Raw genomic sequence first — 20,116 nt, 5'->3', positions numbered from 1 at the left:
GGGGCATTCCCCCGCGGCCGTGCCGGTTAGCACTCCTGCCACAGCCGGGTCATCACCCGTACGCCGAAGCGCAGGCCCTCCAGCGGCACCCGCTCGTCGACGCCGTGGAAGAGCCGGCCGTAGTCGAGGTCGTGGGGCAGCTTGAGCCCCTTGAAGCCGAAGCAGCGGATGTCGAGCTTGGTGAAGGCCTTGGCGTCGGTGCCGCCCGGGTTGCAGTAGGGCACCGGGTGGCCGTCGGGGTCCTCGGCGCGCACGGCGGCGCACATGGCGTCGACGAGCGGTCCGTCGAAGCCGGTCTCCATGGCGATGTCGTGGTTGACCCACTCGCGGGAGACCGAGGGCAGGAGCAGGGCGTCGATGGTGTCGATCAGCTCCTGCTCGTGGCCCGGCAGGAAGCGGCCGTCCACGCGGGCCGTGGCCCGGCCCGGGATGACGTTGGTCTGGTAGCCGGCCGTGAACATGGTGGGGTTGGCCGAGTTGCGCAGCACGACCTGCATGAAGTCGGCCACGTGCCCGAGCTTGGCCAGTTCGGCGTCCAGGTCCTCGGCGTCGAGGTCGAGGTCGGTCCCCCGGAGCCGCGCGGCCTCGGCGAGCAGGGCCCGCACCGGCTCGATCAGCCGGATGGGGAAGGTGTGCCGGCCGATGCGGGTGAGGGTCTCGGCGAGGTCGGTGACGGCGTTCTCGTCGTTCGGGGAGGAGCCGTGTCCGGCGCGCCCGTCGGCCGTCAGCTCCATCCAGGCCATGCCGCGCTGGGCGTTCTCGATCGGGTAGAGGCGCCGGGTGTCGTCGAGGGCGTAGCTGAAACCGCCGCCCTCGCCGATGGCCTCGGTGACGCCCGCGAACAGGTCGGGCCGGTGCTCCACCAGCCAGTGGGCGCCGTACCTGCCGCCGGCCTCCTCGTCGGCGAGGAAGGCGAGGACGATCTCGCGGGCGGGCCGGGTGCCGGTGCGGGCGAAATGACGGGCGGTCGCCAGCATCACGGCCACCGTGTCCTTCATGTCGATGGCGCCGCGGCCCCACAGGTAGCCGTCCCGGATCTCACCGGAGAACGGCGGCACCTGCCACTCGGCCGCGTCCGCCGGTACGACGTCCAGGTGGCCGTGGACCAGCAGGGCGCCGCGGGCCGGGTCGGTGCCCGGAATGCGGGCGACGACGTTGGCGCGGCCCGGGGCGCTCTCCACCAGCTCGGCGGCGAGGCCGGCCTCGGCGAGGCGGGCCACGACCCAGTCGGCGCAGGCCCGCTCGTCGCTCGTGGGGTTGGAGGTGTCGAAGCGGATCAGCTCGGCGCAGAGGTCGACGACCTCCCGCTGGGCCTCCTCGGAGGCCGGGACGGGGCCGGGGGCGGTGGTGCTCACGGTGCTCCTACGGTGGCCGTGCCGGAGGCGGCCGGGGTGGGTTCGGTGGTGTCGTCCAGGGCCGTGGTGCCGTACGTCCTGATCCAGCCGGCGAGGCCGAGGACGCAGTACAGGACGAAGGCGGTCAGCAGGGAGTTCAGGGCGGGGATGCCGCCGTCGTAGAACTTGCCGACGCAGAAGGCGACCGCCCAGATGACCAGGGACATCGGCACCCAGGTCGGCGAGGTGGCGGGCAGGGTCTCCGCGTCGCGGGTGGCGTCCAGGGGTGCCCGCATGCGGCGCACCACCCAGTACTCGGCGACGATGATGCCGCCGACCGGCGGGATGGCGACGCCCAGCACGGACAGGAACTCGGTGAAGTGGGTCATGATGCCGACGGCGGAGAGCAGGGTGCCCGCGATGCCGAGGACGATGGTGACCGCGCCGCGGTGCACCCGCTTGCCGAAGACGACCTGGAAGAAGTTGACGACGCCGAGCGAGGAGCCGTACAGGTTCCAGTCGTTGATCTTCGCGGTGGACATCAGGACGACGAGGACACCGAAGACGCCGGAGGTGGAGAGCACGATCTGGGAGACCTGGCCGCTGCCGACCAGGTGACCGAGCAGGACGCCGGTCAGGCCGACGATGTACTCGGAGAGGATCATCGACGAGGCGCTCTGGAGGAAGACGTGGCTGCCCTTGCGGTTGTAGCGGGTCATCTCCGGGGAGACGATCGCGCCGGTCATGAACCCGCCCGCGATGGCCGTCGCGGCGACGGCGAGCGGGATGGTCTCGCCGGGTGCCGGGGAGTGGATCAGCTCGGAGAACGAGTGGTCGCTCAGCGCGTCGGTGACCGACCAGGCGACCATGGCGAAGAACAGCGGCGTGACGATCTTCGCGAAGACGGCCATGTACCGGAAGCCGAAGATCACCAGCACCGTGATGGCGACACCGGCGGCGGTGCACCACAGCCACGCGGGGCCGCCGACCAGCGCGGACACGCTGTCACCGAAGATCGTGTTCTGAACACCGAACCAGCCGACGAGGCTGACCGAGATGACCAGGCTGACCAGCGCGGAGCCGTTGCGGCCGAAGCCCGCCCAGCGGGTGAGCAGCGGGGTGGCCAGGCCCTCGCGCATACCCGCGAGGCCGATCGCGAAGATCACGACTTCGAGGATCACCGCGCCGAGGGTGAACGCGAGGAAGGCATCGCCGAAGGTCATGCCGACGCCGATGGTGGCGCCGAGGGTGAACTGCGAGATGGAGCCGGACTGCGCGAGCCACTGCAACAGCATGGTCCAGAAACCGAGCCGCTTGTCGCGCGGGACGCGGGAGAGCGCGTAGTCGTCGCTGCCCACGGCTCCCGTGGCCGGTTCCGCCGGCTGCGCCGGTTCCGCTGCGGGGTTCTTGTGCGTAGTCATGATCACGATCCCCCGGGTTCGCGGCCGAGGGTCTGCAGCCGGGTCAGCGAGCCGTAGCGGGACACGAGGGCGTCGAACTCCTGGTCGTCGTGGAAGTCGAGCTGTCCGCCGCCGTAGGCCTTGGCGGTCTCGACGGCGAACCGGGCGGCGGCCGCGATGTCGGTCTCGTGGCTCGCACCCGTCTGGCAGCCGGGCACCGCCGCCGCGGAGGTGATGGCGAGGCCGACCACCGGGGCGGCCGTCGCCGTGGCGGGCTGCAGGATCGAATTGATGTGGTGTACACCGTTACCGTACGGGGTGATGTCCTGGGTGGTCACGGGGTACGTGACCAAGGGCTCACCGGTCACCACGGCCAGCAGCTCGCCGAGCCGCTCGCTCACCTTGAGCACCCAGCCCTCCTTGACAGTGGGCGACAGGGCGAGGCCCTTGTGGTTGATGATCCGGTTGCCCTTGGTGGTGTCGACGGAGAGCACGGCCTCCATCTCGCCGGTGACCTCGTGCCGGTTCATGGTCGCGATGTCGACGGGCGAGTCCATGAACGGCACCGGGTCGTGCGGCGCGGTCGGGGCGTTCGGGCAGATGTGCGTGGCCACGATCACGTCCCCGTCGAGCACGTCGCCCCGGCGCCGCATGTCGAGCAGCTTGGCGGCGGTGGCGAGCGCCGCGACCGCGCCGTCCGCGTCCGAGACCAGGCCGACGGCCTCCGGGCGCGCCCCGACGCCGCCGAGCCGCCCCACCACGCCGAGCGTCCGCGCAAAGCCCCCACGGGTACGGCCCGCCCGGCCCGGTATCCGCACGAGGACGAAGTCCGTCGAGCCGCGCTCGCCGGTGACGGTGGTGACCTCGGCGCCGGAGCCCTCGGGGCCCGCCACGGAGTCGAGGTGGGCGGCGACGCGCTTGCCGTCGACGTCGGGATCGTCGAGCAGATCCACGAGGTCCAGGACGTACTTCAACATGGGCAGTTCTCCTGATCCGCACCGGGGGCGGTGCTCCCAGCAGATTCGGGATCGACTAGCGTTGTCCGCAACTGTTTCCCGTTATCTGCAATACGGGTCTGCATGGTGAGATGGTGCGACGCGAGGGAGAGGAGCCCGTCATGACCGGTCGCCCGGTCGAACCCGTGGACCGCAGGACGCCGGCCGGGGCGCTGCAGACCGTCGACCGCGCCCTGCTGGTGCTGCTGGCGTTCGAGCGCACCCGCCCGGACTGGGGCGTCACCGAGATCGCCGCCGAGTTCGGCTGGGACACCTCGGTCGCCCAGCGTCTGCTGTCCACCCTCGCGGGCCGCGGCTTCCTGGTCTCCGACCCGGCGACCCGCCGCTACCGCATCGGCCCGGCGGCCCTGCGCCTGGGCCGCCTGTGGGAGCGCTCGGGCTCCCTGGAGCTGCTCGCGGAACCGGTGCTCCAGGAGCTGCGGGCGGCGACCGGTGACACGGTGCTCTTCTGCCTGCCCGACAGCTTCCACATGCGCTGTGTCGCGGCCGTCGAGGGCGAGGAGGGGCCGCTGCGCTACTACCCGCTGGTCGGCGAGCTGTATCCCGCGCACGCGGGCGCCACCAGCAAGTCGTTCTACGCCTTCCTGCCCGACGAGCAGCGCCACCGGCTCTTCCGCGGGCGCCCGATGGCGCGCTTCACCGAGCGCACGGTCACCGACCCCGACCAGCTGGAGCGCGAGTTCCGCACGGTGCGCGCGCAGGGCTACGCGTGGACGGTGGGCGAGTACGACGCCGGGATCGGCACGGTCGCCATGCCGGTGTTCCTCGGCTCGGAGCCCTACGGCAGCCTCAGTCTCGGCGCCGCCAAGGAGCGCTTCCCCGAGGGGCCCGAGGACCGGCTCGAGGTGCTGCGCCGCGCCGCCCGGCTGCTGGAGCAGCGCCTGACGCACCCGCCCCAGCACCACCGGCGTCCGCGTTCCCCCCGCACCTCCCCCACCGCCTGACCCGCCGAGCCACCCGAACCACCGATCCACCCGTCTGCGAGGACCGACCCCGTGAATCTGCTGCTCCTGTCCAACTCCACCCAGCACGGCCGCGGCTACCTGGAACACGCCCTCGACACCGTGACCGGCTTCCTGCCCGCCGGGGCCCGGCTGGCCTTCGTGCCGTACGCGCTGGCCGACCACGACGCCTACACCGCCCGGGTCCGCGGCGCGCTCGCCGGTGCCGGGATCGAGGTGCGGGGCGTGCACGAGGGCGGCGACCCGCTCGCCCGGCTCGGTGAGGCGGACGCCGTGTTCGTCGGCGGCGGCAACTCCTTCCGGCTGCTGTCCGCGCTGTACCGCACGGGACTGCGGGAGGCGCTGATCGAGGCCGCGACCGGCGGGCTGCCGTACATGGGGGCCAGCGCCGGGACCAACATGGCGGCGCCCACGCTGCGCACCACCAACGACATGCCGATCGTCGAACCGCCGTCCTTCGAGACGCTCGGCCTCGTCCCGTTCCAGATCAACCCGCACTACCTCGACCCGGACCCCGGCTCGACGCACAAGGGCGAGACCCGCGAGCAGCGGCTCACGGAGTTCCTGGAGGAGAACGACGTGCCCGTGCTGGGCCTGCGGGAGGGTTCCTGGCTGCGGGTCGAGGGCGACCGTGCCGTGCTCGGCGGCGAGCGCGACGCCCGGCTGTTCAGGCGGGGCACCGCCCCGCGCGAGCTGGCGGTGGGCTCGGACCTGTCCGAACTCCGGCGGGCGCGGGCCGAGTTCGACACCCGCGCCTGACGGCGGGTACGGCGACGACCGGCACCCCGCGCGGTCTGTCGAAGGTGCCGCATCGTCAATAGCCTGGTGCGGCACTGCCGTTGTCGACCGAGGAGTCCCATGTCCACCGCGCAGCAGGTCCCCGACATCCTCTCCCCCGAGTTCGCGGCGAACCCGTATCCGGTCTACCGGATGATGCGGGACAGCGCTCCCCTCATCCGGCACGAGGCCACCCAGAGCTGGATCGTCTCGCGCTACGAGGACGTGGAACGCGTCTTCAAGGACCGCGGCGGGCAGTTCACCACGGAGAACTACGACTGGCAGATCGAGCCCGTGCACGGCAGGACGATCCTCCAGCTGAGCGGCCGGGAGCACGCGGTCCGGCGCGCCCTGGTCGCCCCGGCCTTCCGCGGGACCGACCTCCAGGAGCGGTTCCTGCCGGTGATCGAGCGCAACTCGCGTGAGCTGATCGACGCCTTCCGGCACACCGGCCGGGCCGACCTGGTCGCCGACTACGCCACCCGGTTCCCCGTCAACGTCATCGCGGACATGCTGGGCCTGGACAAGGCCGACCACGACCGGTTCCACGGCTGGTACACCTCGGTCATCGCCTTCCTCGGCAACCTCTCCGGCGATCCCGCGGTCGCGGCGGCCGGTGCGCGCACCCGGGTGGAGTTCGCCGAGTACATGTTCCCGATCATCCGGGAGCGGCGCGAGAAGCCGGGTGACGACCTGCTGTCCACGCTGTGCGCCGCCGAGGTGGACGGGGTCCGGATGAGCGACGAGGACATCAAGGCGTTCTGCAGTCTGCTGCTCGCGGCGGGCGGCGAGACCACCGACAAGGCGATCGCCGGCATCTTCGCCAACCTGCTGGCCCACCCGGAGCAGTTGGCCGCCGTGCGCGAGGACCGGAACCTGATTCCCCGGGCTTTCGCCGAGACGCTGCGCTACACGCCGCCGGTCCACATGATCATGCGTCAGACGGCGACGGACGTCACGCTCAGCGGCGGCACGATACCCGCCGGTGCCACCGTCACCTGTCTGATAGGGGCGGCCAACCGGGACGAGAGCCGCTACCGCGACCCGGACCGCTTCGACATCATGCGCGACGACCTCACCACGACGACCGCCTTCTCGGCCGCCGCCGACCACCTCGCCTTCGCGCTCGGCCGGCACTTCTGCGTCGGGGCGCTGCTGGCGAAGGCCGAGGTCGAGACCGGGGTCGGACAGCTCCTGGACGCGCTGCCCGACCTGCGGCTGGAGGACGGCTTCGAGGTGGTGGAGCAGGGCGTGTTCACCCGGGGCCCGCAGTCGCTGCCGGTGCGCTTCACCCCCGTGGCCTGACGACCGCGCCGGCGCTCAGGCCACGGGGGTGAAGAGCGCGGGCAGGGCGGTCAGGCCGCGCATCCAGATGGACGGACGCCAGGTCAACTCCTCCGGCTCCACCGCGAGTACGAGGTCGGGGAGCCGTTCCAGGAGGGTCTCTACCGCGGTGCGGGCGATGACGTCGGCGAGCAGGGGTGCCGGATAGGGGCACCGGTGCTCGCCGTTGCTGAAGGACAGGTGCGCGGAGTTCTCGGCGCCGACGTGTGCCTCGGGCCAGAGCTGCGGGTCGGTGTTGGCCGCGGCGAGGCCGAGCACGAGGCAGTCACCGGCGCGGATCTGCCGACCGCCCAGCTGGGTGTCGTTGACGGCCCAGCGGCCGATGAAGTTCTGCGTGGGGGTGTCCAGCCACAGCACCTCGTTGAGGGCCTCCCCCACGCTGAGGCGGCCGCCGGAGACGTTCAGGGCGAAGCGTTCGTCGGTGAGCAGCAGCCGAAGGGTGTTGCCGATCCAGTTCGCGGTGGGCTGCTGGGCGGCGGCGATGACGGAGATCAGGTCCTGGACGACCTCCTCGTCGGTGAGTCCCGCGGGGTGGGTGAGCATGCGGGAGGTGACGTCGGGCCCTGGCCGCTCGCGCTTGTGGCGGACCAGGCGGTGGATGCGCTCGCCCACGCGCGTGTACGCGGCGACCGGGTCGTCGCCCTCGGCCGCGTCGAGGGAGACGCGCAGGTCCTCGACGAGCTGCTGGGTCTCGGCGCCGGTGTGCGGCATCCCGCACATGCGCACGGCGGCGCGCATCGGCAGGGGGTGCGCGTAGCCGCTCATCAGCTCGGCCCGGCCGCTGCCGGCGAAGGCGGCGATGAGCCGGCCGGCGAGCTGCCGGCAGTCCCGGGCCAGCTCGAACTGGTCGATGCCGGCCAGCGCCTGGGTGATGACACCGGCCCGCCGCCGGTGCTCCTCACCCTCGGTGAACAGGACGGACGGCTGATGTCCCACGTAGGGCAGCAGGGGCCAGTCGGGCGGGATGGCGCCCCACTGGTTCCAGCGGCGCGAGTCCCGGGCGAACAGTTCGTCGTGGCTGGTGACATAGCTGACCTCGGGGTAGCCGAGGACCAGCCAGGCGGGGATGCCGCCGTCGAGGAGCACGGGTGCGACGGCGCCGTGTGCGGCCCGCAGCCCCCGGTACAGCTCCGACGGCGTCTGCTGGTACTCCAGTCCGGCCAGCGGTACGGCGTCCGGGTGCGCGGGGCAGCCCGGTGCGGCGACGGGGTGGGGTGACGGGTCGATGTCGGTCACGATGCGCTCTCCTGGGCCAGGGCCAGTTGGTAGAGGTGGTCCACGAGGGTGACCAGCACGTTCTTGCCGGAGGTCCGCACCCGCGCGTCGCAGTCGATCAGCGGCACGTGGTCGGGCAGCGCCAGGGCGAGCCGGATCTCGTCCAGGGAGTGCCGGGCGGTGTCGTCGTCGAAGCGGTTCACGGCCACCACGAAGGGGGTGCGGTGGTGTTCCAGCCGGTCTATCGCGTACCAGGAGTCGTCCATGCGGCGGGTGTCGACCAGGACGACCGCGCCGAGGGTGCCGGAGAACAGCCGGTCCCACAGGAACCAGAAGCGCTCCTGGCCGGGGGCGCCGAACAGGTACAGCACCATGCGCTCGTTGAGGCTGATCCGGCCGAAGTCGAAGGCCACGGTCGTGGTGGTCTTGGACGTGACCCCGCCGGTCTCGTCGACGCCGACTCCGGCCTGGGTCATGACCTCTTCGGTGTTGAGCGGCCGGATCTCGCTCACCGAGCGCACGAGGGTGGTCTTGCCGACGCCGAAGCCGCCCACGACGACGATCTTCAGCCCGGTCTCCGCGGCGTCGGTCAGGGGTTTGCGGCCCGAGGACCCGACGGCGCCGGAGAGCGTGGTGGGGCCGGCAGAGGTGGTGGAGCCGGAGGCGGCCGGGTCAGAGGTTGCGGAGCCCATGGAGCACCTCCTGGAGAAGGGCGGTATCGGGGTGCGACGCGGCGGTCCGGACCGGCCGCGGGTGGCGGGCGGTGATGGACCCGGTGGCGAGCAGGTCGCCGAGCAGGATGCGGACCACCGTGACCGGCAGGGTCAGCTCGGCGGCGATCTCGACCACGGCCGTGGGGTGCCGGCACAGGTCGAGGATGCGGACGTGTTCCGACTGCATGCCGGCCGACGGCCCGCACTCGGCGACCACCAGGGTGACGAGGTCGAACGAGTCGTCGGCGCGGCTGCGCCCGCCCGTGACCGTGTAGAGCCGGTCGGGTGCGCCGGTGTCCACGGGCCTGCGCGTCACGACGAGCTGCCTCCGGGGACGGCGTGGCGCGGCTCGGCCCGCAGGTGCTCACCGATCTGCTCGACCAGCTCGGTCATCTGGTGACCCACCACGCCGGGATCGGCGTCCTCCACGGCGACGACGGCCAGGTGCGCGCCTTCGCCCGCCTCCACGATGAACAGCAGTCCCCCGTGGAACTCGGTCATGGAGTGGCGGACGCCGCCGGTTCCGTTGCCGAACTCGACGGAGGCGCCCTGGGCGAGGGCCTGGATGCCCGAGCAGATCGCGGCGAGCTGGTCGGCCCGGTCCTGGGTGAGGTGTTCGGTCCAGCAGAGCTTGAGGCCGTCGCGCGAGAGGACGAGGGCGTGGCGGGTGCCGGGGGTGCGGTCCAGGAGGTTTTGCAGGAGCCAGGTGAGGCTGTTGTCGGTGGTCTGCATGTGGGGTGCGGGGACGGTGGTTCCGGGTGCTGCGGTCACCGGCCCGTTCCTCCAATCTCACGAGCGACACGGGCAAGAGGGGCGAGGGCCCCGAGACGGGGCCGTGCGGCGCGGTGCGGTGCGGTGCGGTGGGGGCGCGAGGCCGGTCGCGGTCCGGCCGCCTAGCCCGCGGGCGGTTCGGGTTCCGGGGTCCCGCCGGCCGCCCCCGACCGGCGTCCGCGGTGGAAGGCGCCGAAGCTGGCCCCGGCGTCGCGGGAGGTGGACGCGGCCGGGGCGACGGGCGGCCGCTGCTGCTCGCGGCGCTCCCGCTCGGCGTCCGCCTCGGCCATCGTGCGGCCCGGGGAGCGCAGGGGCAGGCCGCCCGGTGTGGCGGGCGCGGGTCCGGAGCGCGCCGCTTGTTCGGGCGGGCCGGTCCGCTCCTGCGGCCGGACGTCCGGGGCGCGCCGGGTGAGCGACGGGGCTTCCGCGGCGGGGGCCGGGCCGGGGACGGTGGGGGCGCCGCCGCCGAAGGTACGGCCGGTCAGCACGGGTCCCGGGTCCCGCTGCTGGGCGAGCAGTTGGGGCGGCACCAGGACGACGACGCCCGTGCCGCCGCGCGAGGAGGGCCGGTAGCTCACGCCGACGCCGTACTTGGCGGCCAGCCGTCCCACCACGGCGAGGCCGAGGCGGGTGCCCTGCAGCGAGGCGAGGTCGTTCATCCGCCCCGACACCGCCTGTTCGGCGTGGCGCATGGCGGCGTCGGCCATCTTCAGTCCGCTGTCCTCGATGGTGACGACGATTCCGGCGGTACGTTCCTCCACGTAGACATGGACCTCGTCGATGGGCGGCGAGAAGTTGGCGGCGTTGTCCATGAGTTCGGCCAGCAGGTGCATGACGCCCTCGGCCGCGTAGCCGGAGATCGCGGCGTCGGTCGAGCAGTGCATACGGACCCGTTGGTAGGCGGCGATCCGGCCGACGGCGCCGCGCAGGATGCTCTCCATCACGATGGGCCTGTTCCAGGCCCGGCTGGAGCGCCCGCCCATCAGCAGGGCCAGCCGGTCGGTGATGAGGCCGAGCTGCGAGGTGCTGTGGTCCAGGCGCAGCAGGTCTCCGAGGACCTCCTCGCCGTGACGATCCTGCATGTCCCTCAGGTCGGCGAGCATGCTGACGGCCTTGGCCTGGACGCGGCTGAGGGACTTGGCGGAGGCGGCCTGCGCGGCGGCGGTGCGCCGTTCGCTGTGGGCCAGTTCCCGGACGAACAGCTCGGCGCAGGCGCGGGCCTGTGCTCCGCTGGGCCATTCCAGCTCGGCGAGGACGATCTCCGCGGAGGTGCCGTCCCGCAGTTTCTCCACCGCGGCGGGCAGGGTGCTGTGCGTCAGGTGTTCCAGCTCGGCGGTGACCCGGCGCGTCTCCCGCAGCGCCTGCTCCCGCCTCGACGCGGCGTCCTCGGCCCGCCGTACGGCGTCCTCCACCAGGACGGCGAAGCTCTGTACGACCTGACGCAGGTGGGGGCCGGAGGCGGGAGCGGTGCGGGCGACGGCCTCGTCCGCACCGGTGCCGTCGCGCACCTGCTGCGCGATGCCCGGCAACGCGACGTTGACCAGGTGCACGAGCCCGGCGTTCTCCTGCGCGAGCTGGGCCTTGAGGGCGCTGATCTCCGTCCGCCGGACCGCCGCGGTGCGGCGCGCCCGGCCGACCAGGTGGGAGCCGAGGACGACGGACACGGCGACGCACAGCCAGGACGTCACGGCGAGGGTGGCGGTCCAGCTCCGGGCGGCCTCGGGAGCGGCCGCCCAGGCGGCACCGGCGGCCGCGGCGGCGGCCGGCAGCACGAGCAGGGCGACGGCCGGGGTGGAGCGGTGGGGTTTCCGCGTCCGGGGCGGGGTGGGGGGTGCAGACACTGACATTCCGCGGTCCCTCGGGTCCTTGAGAGCGGGGAAAGGGCCGGTCGACCTGGGTCGGCCGCGGGCCGGAGCCGTGCCACCGGTGAGTGGTGATCACTCCGGCGGGCTTGCGGCTCATGCTAGTCACCGGGTTGACCGCGCATGCCGGACCGGCCGCGGACCCCACCGAGGAGCGAACTTTCCCGACATCTCGCCCATCGAACGCACCGATGTGGTACAGGCGTTCTGCCTGTGACGGGTGGTCCGAGGGCGGGTGGTCCGGGGCAGGTGTTCCGGGGCTGGACGGTCCGTGGGCGGGGTCGAGGGCCCGCGCTCAGTCGCCCAGGTGGCGGGCGAGCGCCCGGGCGACCTCTCGTGCGGCGGGTGCCGTCCATCGCCTGCGGTGCCGGGCGAGCCGTACCGGTGTGTCGGGGAAGCCGGGACCCTCGACCCGGACCAGGCGCCCGCGCCGCAGTTCCTCCGTCACCGTGGTCAGGGGCAGCAGGGTCAGTCCCAGCCCGGCCGCGACGCAGTTGCGGGCCGCGTCCACGCTGCCGAACCTGGTCAGCCGCGGCCTGCCGTCCGGCACCCGGAGCAGCCGGCGGGCCAGCGCGTCGCTGTAGGAGCAGCCCTCTTCCAGCAGGAAGAAGCTCTCCCCCGCGAGTTCCGCCCAGTCCGCCGCCCGCTCCCGGGCGGCCAGGGGGTGTCCGGGAGCGGCGACGAGGACGAGCGGCTCGCGGCCGACCGGCTCGGACGTCACGTCGGGGAAGTCCGTCTCCTCCTCCAGCAGCAGGGCGAGGTCGAGCCGTCCGGACCGCAGTCCGTCCAGGCACTCCCGGGTCCCGGCCGCGTACAGGTGGACGTCGACCTCGGGGTGGCTCGTGCGCAGCGCGGCGACCAGTCCCGGCAGGCGGCTCGCGCACAGGGACTCCGGGCTGCCGATCACGACCCGCCCCGTCACGGCGCCGGAGTCGTCGCTCGCGGCCCGCAGCCGCGCCACGGCGTCGAGCACCTCCTCGGCCCGCTCCAGGAGCCGACGGCCGGCGTCGGTGAGCAGGGCGCCGGTGGGCAGGCGGTCGAAGAGCCGCACGCCGAGGTCCTGTTCCAGGGTGCGGATGTGCACGGTGACCGTGGACTGGGCCAGGTGCAGTTCGGCCGCGGCGGCGGTGAAGCCGCCGGTGCGGGCGAGCACGGTGAAGGTCGTCAGCAGTCGGGTGTCCACGGAGCCAGCGTATGCGGTTTCGTGATGGAGAGGATCGTGAAAGATCGTTGGACACGATCGGCCGACGGCTGGCAGCGTGTCCGCCATGACGACAGAGATCCTGCGCTACTCGGCCTTCACCCACGACCCGGCGGGCGGGAACCGGGCCGGAGTCGTCCTGGACGCCTCCGGCCTCGACGACACGGCGATGCTCGCGATCGCCGCCGAGGTGGGCTACTCCGAGACCGCGTTCGTCACCGGCGGCGACGCGGCGCGACGGCGGTTCCGGGTCCGCTACTTCAGTCCGCTCGCCGAGGTGGCGTTCTGCGGGCACGCGACGGTCGCGCTGGCCGTCGCCCTCGCCGAGCGGCTGGGCCCGGGCGAGGTCGTCCTCGGCACGCCCGCCGGTGAGATCCCCGTGTCCACCGCGGTCGACGGGAGCGGAGCGGTGCGGGCCACCCTCACCAGCGTGCCGACGCGTTCGCGCCCGGCTCTGTCCGCCGAACTCGACGACACCCTGCGGGCGCTCGGCTGGAGCCCCGCCGACCTGGACCCCGCGCTGCCCGCCCACGTGGCGTTCGGGGGCAACGACCACCTCGTGCTCGCCGCGGCGTCCCGGGCCCGGCTGGCCGATCTCGACTACGACTTCGACGCGCTCGCCGAGGTCATGCGGCGGTACGGCTGGACGACGGTGGACCTGGTGTGGCGCGAGTCGGCGGAGCGCTTCCACGCCCGCAACCCGTTCCCCGTCGGCGGTGTCGTGGAGGACCCGGCGACGGGTGCGGCCGCCGCGGCGTTCGGCGGCTACCTCCGTGAGCTGGGTCTGGTCGCCCGGCCGGGCACGATCGCGATCCGCCAAGGGGAGGACATGGGCCGGACCAGCGAGCTGCTGATCGAGGTGAGTCCGCGCGATCCGCGTACTCGGGTCACGGGGCAGGCCGTGCCCGTCTCCGGGGCGTCGGTCTGAGGCCGCCTCAACACCGTCTGGGCGACTGTGGGATGCGGTGGGGCCCGACTGCGGTTCGGATGGGTGCCATGCGCAGACCCATAAGCGTGGCGAAACGCCACTCACGCCTGCTCACCTCAGGCGTCATCCTCGCCGCCCAGTCACTCCTCCTGACCCTGGCCGCCGTTCCGGCCACCGCCTCCGCCGACGACACCCGGACGCCCGCCCGCGGCACCGCCCACATGGGCACCGGCGTCCTCGCCCACGAAGGGGTCCAGGGCCACCCCGTCGGCACCCGCGTCGCCCAGACCGAGGGGGTGGACGTCTCCAGCCACCAGGGCAACGTCGCCTGGTCGACCCTCTGGAAGAGCGGCGTGAAGTGGGCCTATGTGAAGGCCACCGAGGGAACCTCCTACCGGAACCCGTACTTCGCCCAGCAGTACGGCGGTTCGTACGACGTCGGCATGATCCGCGGCGCGTACCACTTCGCGACCCCGGACACCGCCGGCGGCGCCGCCCAGGCCGACTACTTCGTCGAGCACGGCGGCGCCTGGTCCAAGGACGGCAAGACCCTGCCGGGTGTCCTGGACATCGAGTACAACCCGTACGGGGCCACCTGCTACGGACGGACGCACAGTCAGATGGTGAGCTGGATCCGGGCCTTCCTGGACCGGTACAAGCAGCGCACCGGCCGCCACGCCGCCATCTACACCTCCACCAACTGGTGGACGCAGTGCACCGGGAACTACAGCGGTTTCGGCGCGAACAACCCCTTGTGGGTCGCCCGGTACGCCTCGACCGTGGGGACGCTCCCGGCCGGCTGGGGCTTCCACACGATGTGGCAGTACACCTCGACAGGGCCGACCGTCGGGGACCACGACAAGTTCAACGGGACATTGGACCGCGTCAAGGCCCTGGCCAAGGGCTGACGCGCTCCGCCGGGCCCCCGAGCCGGCCGCCGCGTTCAGCGGCCGGCTCGGGGGCCCAGGATGTCGGCGACCTGCTCGCGCACCACGTCCCGGGCCCCGGCCGGGAGCGCGCCGAGGTCCGTCCGCTCCAGGGCGTCGAGAGTCTCGTCGGGGCCCGCGTCGCATCCGGCGGTCTCGCTGAGCACGTCGTAGCCCTCGCGGACGGCGACGCGCAGCCGGTGCCGGCCCTCGCCGTCGACGTGCACGGCGGTGGCGACCACCAGGGGCGGCGGGCCGCCGGCTTCGGCGGGCTGCTTGCGGTAGCCGCTGGCCACCGGCGTACGCCAGCGCAGGCCGAGCAGCAGGTGACGCTTCGCCACGACCTCGGCCAGATCGGTCTCGTAGGGCTGGTCCGGGCCCAGCACCGTGGCGCGGGCGTCCAGGACGAGGGCCGCGGGCAGCAGGCAGCGCAGGCTGCTGCCGACGAGGTTGCCGCCGACCGTGGCCGTCCGGCGCACGGCTCCGGTGCCGACCGAGCCCGCCGCCCGGCGCAGTACCTCCGGCACCCGGTCGTCTATGCGGTGCAGCACGACGGCCGCGCCCAGCGACTCGGGTTCGACGGCGGTCGCCTCCGGCAGTCCGCGCAGCGACATGGCCAGGTCCGGGAAGCCGTCGCGCTGCCAGGTGGCCCAGACGAGAGTGGCCCCGCCGACGGGCACCGCGCCCTGCGCCATGCACTCCTGCGCTTCGGTCACGGTCGTGGGCTGACGCAACAGCATGGCGATCGACCTGCTTCCCGGGAGTCGGCGGCCGGACGACACCGCGTCCTCCGCCGGGCGTTCACGCTCCCTGGGATTGTCCGTACCACGAAGGGGGCGCGTACAGGGCTCACGCGTTCCTCACGTGCGCCCCCCCGCGCGCTCCAGGGGCTACGGCCCCTGACGCGTGCCCGCGCGGTCATCCCGTCGGTGTCCGTCCGGCGCGGGACGCCGGGCACCGGGCGCGGGGCGCGGCACGACCGTCGCCGCGCGAGTGCGGCGGCGCCGACAGCCACGCCTCCCGGCGTCGGCGGTCCCAGGAAAGAACGGTGAGGCACCGATTCCCCACGGCGTGCTGGAAGCGGGGCCGTGCGGCCAGGACGGCCGCCCGGAAGGGGCCGCGTCAGCGTCCGTCCGGCTCCGGGCGTCGCGCGACGAAGACGAACTCCCGCCCTTCCCGGTCGGGGGCCCCGCGCACCTCCCGCACCACGTAGCCCTGTTCGGCCAGGTCGGCCGCCACCTCCTCCCGCTCCCGGAAGCGCAGCGTCGAGTCGGAGGTCAGCACCTCGCCGTCCGCGCCGAAGACGTAGGTCCAGCGGAAGGTGACCAGCGGACCGCTCACGTCCAGCAGCCGGCACCAGCTCTCGACGGTGCCTGTACCGGGGACCTCGGCGACCTGGTGGGTGTGCTCGCGGGTCCACTCCTCCCAGGCGCGCCGGGCCGGGTCCCGGGTCTCGAACACCAGGTGCCCGCCGGGCCGCAGGGCCTGGTACGCGCCGCGCAGTGTGTTCTGCCAGTCGGACCGGCCGGTGATCGCCTGGGCGACGTTCGCCGTCATGGTCGCGAGGTCGACGCGCAGCGGCGGGAGCGAGGCGGCGTCGCCCTCGATCCAGCGCACCCGGTCGGCACCCGGCCTGCCGCGGGCCACGTCGAGACTGGCTCCGGCGGGATCGACCCCGACGACGTCGAGGCCGCGGTCGGCCAGCAGCAGGGCGAACACCCCGGTTCCGCAGCCGATGTCCAGCACGCTCCGGGCGCCGAACTCGTCGGCCGTGCGCAGATACGGGACGAGGTCGCCGCGGTCGGAGTCGAACACGTCGTGGAGCGCGGCGAGCCGCGGATGCCGGAAGCACTCGTCAGCCATACGGCCGACGATAGCGTCACCCCCGCCGGGGAAGAGGGTGGGCATGCGCGCACTCGTGATCAACTGCACCCTCAAACCCTCCCCCCAGCCGTCGAACACCGAGGCGCTCGCCGCCACGGTCATCGCGGCGCTCAAGGGCCACGGGGCGGAGGTGGACGTCGTACGGGCCGTCGACCTGAACCTCAAACCGGGGGTGGAGACCGACATGGGCGACGGGGACGACTGGCCTGCCGTGCACGAGAAGCTGCTGGCCTCGCAGATCCTGGTCATCGCGTCGCCGACCTGGCTCGGCCGCCCCTCCTCCGTCGCCCAGCGGGTCCTGGAACGCATGGACGCCATGCTCGGCGAGACCGACGACGAGGACCGCCCGGTCGCCTACAACCGTGTCGCCGGTGTCCTGGTCACCGGGAACGAGGACGGTGCCCACCACGTCATCAGCGAGATCAGCGGCGGGCTCGCGGACATCGGCTACACCATCCCCGGCCAGGCCTGGACCTACTGGCACCTCGGCCCCGGCCCGGGTCCGGACTTCCTCGACGACGACCGCGGCCACGACTGGTCGGTCTCCACCGGCCGGGCCATGGCCTCCAACCTGGTGCACGCGGCGCGCGCGCTCGGCGCGCTGCCGCTGCCCGCCCCGCCGTCCTGATCCGGAGTCCGACCGCGCATGTCTGCCGGAGCCGATACGGGGCATTCGTGCACGTGCAATGACGTACGAAACGCATGAGGAGCTGAGGTCCGCCATGACGCACGACCTGACCCCGAAGTACACGGTCCCCGGTATCGAGCGCGAGGCCGCCGGACGGCTCATCGGCGTGCTGCGGCTGCGCCTGCACGCCCTCAACGACCTGCACCTGACCCTCAAGCACGTGCACTGGAACGTGGTGGGTCCGCACTTCATCGCGGTCCACGAGATGATCGACCCGCAGGTCGACCAGGTGCGCGAGATGGCCGACGACGTCGCCGAGCGCATCGCCGCGCTCGGCGGGGTGGCCCAGGGCACGCCCGGGGCGCTGGTGTCCGAGCGCAAGTGGGACGACTACTCCATCGGACGGGCGGACGCCATCGCCCACCTCGGCGCGCTCGACGTGGTGTACACCGGCGTGGTCGAGGGGATGCGCGCGGCGATCGAGGAGGCCGGCAAGATCGACCCGGCCACGGAGGACCTCCTGATCGGCCAGCTCAGGGACCTGGAGCAGTTCCAGTGGTTCGTGCGGGCGCACCTGGAGAGCGCCGGCGGCACCCTGGCCACGGGCGACGCCACGTCCGAGACGGAGGCGGCGGCCCGCGGCGCGGACATCGCGTAGCCGGGCCGCACGGACCCGCACGGCGGTGTCCCGGCCGCACGGCCGGGACACGCCCGCGCGGTCAGCGCCGGCCGAGGCGGCGTTCGCCGCGGCTGCCCTGCTCGTAGGGCAGGTGGTAGTGGGCGAAGACCGCGCCCTCGTCCTCGGCCGCCAGCTCACCGTCCGGATCGATCCCGGGCGCGTCCTTCACCAGCGACTTGTCGTAGGTCACCTTCAGGTAGGACGGTCCGACGGTCGCCTTGTCCACCGGCACGAACACGAGCCGCCGGCGGGTCGGCAGACCGATGGTGACCGTGGCGAACGCCGGCCGGTCGGTGACGGTGTCGACATAGATGGACTCCAGTGTCCCGATCTTGCGGCCGTCGTAGTCCACGACGTCGAGGCCGCGCCAGTCACGAATGTTTTCGGCTTCAAACATGCCCAGTCTTCCCTTCCGAGGACGCGCTCAGTGTCTTGTTCCCCGCTTCGCCCGGCCGTCGCCTGTCTGTCCCCTCACCGGCGTAGGGCGCCCACTCGGGATAGGCTGCCTGGCCGGGAGAGGCGCCCGGGCTCCCGCGGGTGCCCGGTGGACAATCCGAAGGGGATCGAGTGTGGATGGCACAGGTGCCAAGGGCGGCCCGGCCGGCGCCGGGAACGGTGCCCTGCTGGACGTGGGCCCGTTGCCCGGTCGGCCCGGCATCCGGGCCAGTGGTGAGATCAACGTGAGCACCCGGCTCTCCTGGGAGAACGCCCTCACCGACCTGTCCCGCCGGCACACGGACGTGTCCTACGTGGAGCTGTCGGGGGTGCGGTTCGTCGACGTGGCCGGGGTGACGGCACTGGCCGTCACGGCCATGAACCTGCCCGCCGGCCGGGTCGTGGTGGAGCACCCGCCGCCGCAGCTGCCGCGGGTACTGGACCTGTTCTGGCCGTCCCTGCAGCGGATCGAGGTGGCGCCCCGATGACCACGGCAACCACCGACGGGCGCTTCGACCATCCGGCGCTGTTCTACCGCTCGGCGGCCGAGTACACCGACCGCACGGTGGAGTTCGTACGGGAGGGACTGGCCGCGGGTGAACCGGTGGCGGTGGCCGTGCCGGGCCCCAACCTGGAGCTGGTCCGGGCGGGACTCGGCGCGGACGCGCGGAACGTCACGTTCCTGGACATGACCGAGGCCGGGCGCAACCCGGGGCGGATCATCCCGGGCGTACTGCGGGCGTTCGCCGACACGCACGCGAACGTACGGGTGCGGATCATCGGCGAGCCGGTCTGGGCCGAGCGCAGCGCCGTGGAGTACCCGGCCTGCGCCCAGCACGAGGCGCTGATCAACGCGGCCTTCGCGGGCCGTCCCGCGACGATCCTGTGTCCGTACGACGAGACGCGGCTGGCCCCGGAGGTCCTGGCCGACGCCCTGACCACCCACCCGACGGTCATCACCGACGGCGGTGAGCGGGTCAGCGAGGAGTACGACTGGCGCGCGGTCGTCGACCGCTACAACGAGCCGCTCGAGCCCGCTCCCGACGCCGAAGCCCTGGCCTTCGGGTCCGGGGAGCTGCCCGAGGCGCGCCGCTTCGCGGCCGACCGGGCCGCCTCGCTCGGGCTGACCGGGCGTCGGCTCCAGGACGCGGAACTGGCGGTGTCCGAGCTGATCACCAACAGCGTGGTCCACGGTGGCGGCGACGGAACGGTCGCGGTCTGGGCCGAGGCGGGACAGGTGGTGTGCGAGGTCCGCGACGCGGGCCGGCTCACGGATCCGCTCGCCGGCCGGCGGCCCCCGGAGCGCGGGCAGATCGGTGGCCGCGGCCTCCTGCTCGTCCACTACGTCGCCGATCTGGTGCGGGTCCACACGACCGACGAGGGCACCGTGGTCCGCTTCTACCTGGGGGTGTGAGGCACCGTTGCGGACCCCCTGCCGAAATTCTGGAACTCCACCAGGTGTGCGAGGCATGACCCGGGGTAGGCGACCGGTCGTCGGCCGACTGGGTGACACGACGACCGATCCACCGGGAGGGCACATCATGACGACGACGACCGCACAGGCCACCGAGCACGCCACCACGGGCATGCCGGAGATCGCGGACCCGTCCAAGGTGGCGCCCAGGGACGCGCGGGAGTTGTCGAAGCTGTTCTTCGAGCAGCTGACGGTCCTGGAGGAGGGCACGCCCGAGTACCAGTACGCGCGCAACACGCTGATCGAGATGAACATGTCCCTGGTCCGCTTCGCGGCCGGCCGGTTCCGCAGCCGCGGGCCGGAGGAGATGGAGGACATCGTCCAGGTCGGCATGATCGGTCTGATCAAGGCCATCGACCGGTTCGAGCTGACCCGCGAGGTCGAGTTCACCTCCTTCGCCGTGCCCTACATCGTCGGCGAGATCAAGCGGTTCTTCCGGGACACCTCGTGGGCGGTGCACGTGCCCCGGCGCCTCCAGGAGGCCCGCGTCCAGCTGGCCCGGGCCACCGAGGAGCTGCGCAGCCGGCTGGGCCGCAACCCCACCACCCAGGAGCTGTCGGAGCTGAT

Annotated in this window: 22 protein-coding genes; 10 read left to right on the top strand and 12 right to left on the bottom strand. The window is 72.8% G+C overall.

What is annotated here, in order from left to right:
• Positions 1 to 26: 26 nt before the first annotated feature.
• Genes ACIRGB_RS21415 through ACIRGB_RS21405 form a run of 3 tightly spaced genes read right to left on the bottom strand, consistent with a single transcriptional unit; the run spans position 27 to position 3,711 of the window.
• A complete protein-coding gene (locus ACIRGB_RS21415) occupies positions 27 to 1,355 on the bottom strand; it encodes a M20/M25/M40 family metallo-hydrolase (RefSeq protein WP_403867256.1) in 1,329 nt (442 codons plus the stop codon).
• A complete protein-coding gene (locus tag ACIRGB_RS21410) occupies positions 1,352 to 2,755 on the bottom strand; it encodes a cytosine permease (protein WP_403867253.1) in 1,404 nt (467 codons plus the stop codon). Before ACIRGB_RS21410 ends, ACIRGB_RS21415 begins: the two co-directional genes overlap by 4 nt.
• A 2-nt stretch (positions 2,756 to 2,757) precedes the next feature.
• Positions 2,758 to 3,711 (bottom strand): DUF1177 domain-containing protein, encoded by a 954-nt coding sequence (locus ACIRGB_RS21405; RefSeq protein ID WP_403867250.1) that lies wholly within the window; start codon positions 3,709 to 3,711, stop codon positions 2,758 to 2,760.
• Between the two features lie 140 nt (positions 3,712 to 3,851).
• Between ACIRGB_RS21405 and ACIRGB_RS21400 the strand changes: the two genes are divergently transcribed.
• The 3 genes from ACIRGB_RS21400 to ACIRGB_RS21390 all read left to right on the top strand — a co-directional run bounded on the left by ACIRGB_RS21400 (position 3,852) and on the right by ACIRGB_RS21390 (position 6,794).
• The gene (locus tag ACIRGB_RS21400) at positions 3,852 to 4,694 is read left to right on the top strand and encodes an IclR family transcriptional regulator (RefSeq protein ID WP_403867247.1); all 843 of its coding nucleotides are present in this window, start codon (positions 3,852 to 3,854) and stop codon (positions 4,692 to 4,694) included.
• Between the two features lie 51 nt (positions 4,695 to 4,745).
• A complete protein-coding gene (pepE, locus tag ACIRGB_RS21395; protein ID WP_403867244.1) occupies positions 4,746 to 5,471 on the top strand; it encodes a dipeptidase PepE in 726 nt (241 codons plus the stop codon).
• Between the two features lie 99 nt (positions 5,472 to 5,570).
• The gene (locus ACIRGB_RS21390; RefSeq protein WP_403867241.1) at positions 5,571 to 6,794 is read left to right on the top strand and encodes a cytochrome P450; all 1,224 of its coding nucleotides are present in this window, start codon (positions 5,571 to 5,573) and stop codon (positions 6,792 to 6,794) included.
• 15 nt (positions 6,795 to 6,809) lie between these two features.
• Here the strand turns inward: ACIRGB_RS21390 and ACIRGB_RS21385 are convergent, their stop codons facing one another.
• The 6 genes from ACIRGB_RS21385 to ACIRGB_RS21360 all read right to left on the bottom strand — a co-directional run bounded on the left by ACIRGB_RS21385 (position 6,810) and on the right by ACIRGB_RS21360 (position 12,577).
• Entirely contained in the window at positions 6,810 to 8,069 is a 1,260-nt protein-coding gene (locus ACIRGB_RS21385) for a cytochrome P450 (RefSeq protein ID WP_403867239.1), read from the bottom strand.
• Positions 8,066 to 8,740 carry a GTP-binding protein gene (locus ACIRGB_RS21380; RefSeq protein ID WP_403867236.1) on the bottom strand — a complete coding sequence of 225 codons (675 nt, stop codon included), beginning with the start codon at positions 8,738 to 8,740 and terminating at the stop codon, positions 8,066 to 8,068. Before ACIRGB_RS21380 ends, ACIRGB_RS21385 begins: the two co-directional genes overlap by 4 nt.
• Entirely contained in the window at positions 8,721 to 9,077 is a 357-nt protein-coding gene (locus ACIRGB_RS21375) for a DUF742 domain-containing protein (protein ID WP_403867234.1), read from the bottom strand. The genes ACIRGB_RS21380 and ACIRGB_RS21375 overlap by 20 nt, the downstream gene beginning before the upstream one ends.
• Positions 9,074 to 9,493 (bottom strand): roadblock/LC7 domain-containing protein, encoded by a 420-nt coding sequence (locus ACIRGB_RS21370; RefSeq protein WP_171986992.1) that lies wholly within the window; start codon positions 9,491 to 9,493, stop codon positions 9,074 to 9,076. Before ACIRGB_RS21370 ends, ACIRGB_RS21375 begins: the two co-directional genes overlap by 4 nt.
• Positions 9,494 to 9,654: 161 nt before the next feature.
• The gene (locus ACIRGB_RS21365) at positions 9,655 to 11,379 is read right to left on the bottom strand and encodes an ATP-binding protein (RefSeq protein ID WP_403867232.1); all 1,725 of its coding nucleotides are present in this window, start codon (positions 11,377 to 11,379) and stop codon (positions 9,655 to 9,657) included.
• 310 nt (positions 11,380 to 11,689) lie between these two features.
• Positions 11,690 to 12,577, bottom strand: a complete 888-nt coding sequence (locus tag ACIRGB_RS21360) for a LysR family transcriptional regulator (protein WP_403867230.1) — start codon at positions 12,575 to 12,577, stop codon at positions 11,690 to 11,692.
• 85 nt (positions 12,578 to 12,662) lie between these two features.
• Between ACIRGB_RS21360 and ACIRGB_RS21355 the strand changes: the two genes are divergently transcribed.
• Together ACIRGB_RS21355 and ACIRGB_RS21350 are read left to right on the top strand one after the other, a co-directional pair.
• Positions 12,663 to 13,523, top strand: coding sequence for a PhzF family phenazine biosynthesis isomerase (locus ACIRGB_RS21355; protein ID WP_403867227.1), 861 nt, complete (start codon positions 12,663 to 12,665; stop codon positions 13,521 to 13,523).
• A gap of 68 nt (positions 13,524 to 13,591) precedes the next feature.
• Positions 13,592 to 14,431: a lysozyme gene (locus tag ACIRGB_RS21350; protein ID WP_403867224.1), complete on the top strand. Its 840-nt coding sequence runs from the start codon at positions 13,592 to 13,594 to the stop codon at positions 14,429 to 14,431.
• Between the two features lie 35 nt (positions 14,432 to 14,466).
• Here the strand turns inward: ACIRGB_RS21350 and ACIRGB_RS21345 are convergent, their stop codons facing one another.
• Both ACIRGB_RS21345 and ACIRGB_RS21340 read right to left on the bottom strand, forming a co-directional pair.
• Positions 14,467 to 15,189: an FAD binding domain-containing protein gene (locus ACIRGB_RS21345; protein WP_403867222.1), complete on the bottom strand. Its 723-nt coding sequence runs from the start codon at positions 15,187 to 15,189 to the stop codon at positions 14,467 to 14,469.
• Positions 15,190 to 15,571: 382 nt separating this feature from the next.
• The gene (locus ACIRGB_RS21340; RefSeq protein WP_403867219.1) at positions 15,572 to 16,312 is read right to left on the bottom strand and encodes a class I SAM-dependent methyltransferase; all 741 of its coding nucleotides are present in this window, start codon (positions 16,310 to 16,312) and stop codon (positions 15,572 to 15,574) included.
• Between the two features lie 43 nt (positions 16,313 to 16,355).
• On the opposite strand from ACIRGB_RS21340, the gene ACIRGB_RS21335 reads away from it, so the two are divergent.
• Entirely contained in the window at positions 16,356 to 16,961 is a 606-nt protein-coding gene (locus ACIRGB_RS21335) for a flavodoxin family protein (RefSeq protein ID WP_403867216.1), read from the top strand.
• Between the two features lie 94 nt (positions 16,962 to 17,055).
• Positions 17,056 to 17,619, top strand: coding sequence for a Dps family protein (locus ACIRGB_RS21330; protein WP_403867213.1), 564 nt, complete (start codon positions 17,056 to 17,058; stop codon positions 17,617 to 17,619).
• Positions 17,620 to 17,680: 61 nt separating this feature from the next.
• Here ACIRGB_RS21330 and ACIRGB_RS21325 read toward each other — a convergent pair whose 3' ends face one another.
• Positions 17,681 to 18,037 carry a PRC-barrel domain-containing protein gene (locus ACIRGB_RS21325; RefSeq protein ID WP_403867210.1) on the bottom strand — a complete coding sequence of 119 codons (357 nt, stop codon included), beginning with the start codon at positions 18,035 to 18,037 and terminating at the stop codon, positions 17,681 to 17,683.
• Positions 18,038 to 18,209: 172 nt separating this feature from the next.
• Between ACIRGB_RS21325 and ACIRGB_RS21320 the strand changes: the two genes are divergently transcribed.
• The 3 genes from ACIRGB_RS21320 to ACIRGB_RS21310 all read left to right on the top strand — a co-directional run.
• Positions 18,210 to 18,563: a hypothetical protein gene (locus ACIRGB_RS21320; RefSeq protein ID WP_403867208.1), complete on the top strand. Its 354-nt coding sequence runs from the start codon at positions 18,210 to 18,212 to the stop codon at positions 18,561 to 18,563.
• Positions 18,560 to 19,489: an anti-sigma factor RsbA family regulatory protein gene (locus ACIRGB_RS21315; protein WP_403867205.1), complete on the top strand. Its 930-nt coding sequence runs from the start codon at positions 18,560 to 18,562 to the stop codon at positions 19,487 to 19,489. Before ACIRGB_RS21320 ends, ACIRGB_RS21315 begins: the two co-directional genes overlap by 4 nt.
• Positions 19,490 to 19,616: 127 nt before the next feature.
• The coding region (locus ACIRGB_RS21310; RefSeq protein WP_403867202.1) for a sigma-70 family RNA polymerase sigma factor at positions 19,617 to 20,116 on the top strand (500 nt) is incomplete at its 3' end.

It is taken from the genome of Streptomyces sp. NPDC102490 (assembly GCF_044765285.1).
Taxonomy (GTDB): domain Bacteria; phylum Actinomycetota; class Actinomycetes; order Streptomycetales; family Streptomycetaceae; genus Streptomyces.
The sequence above is the reverse complement of the archived record's forward strand: the minus strand, read 5'-3'. Positions and strand labels throughout refer to the sequence as shown.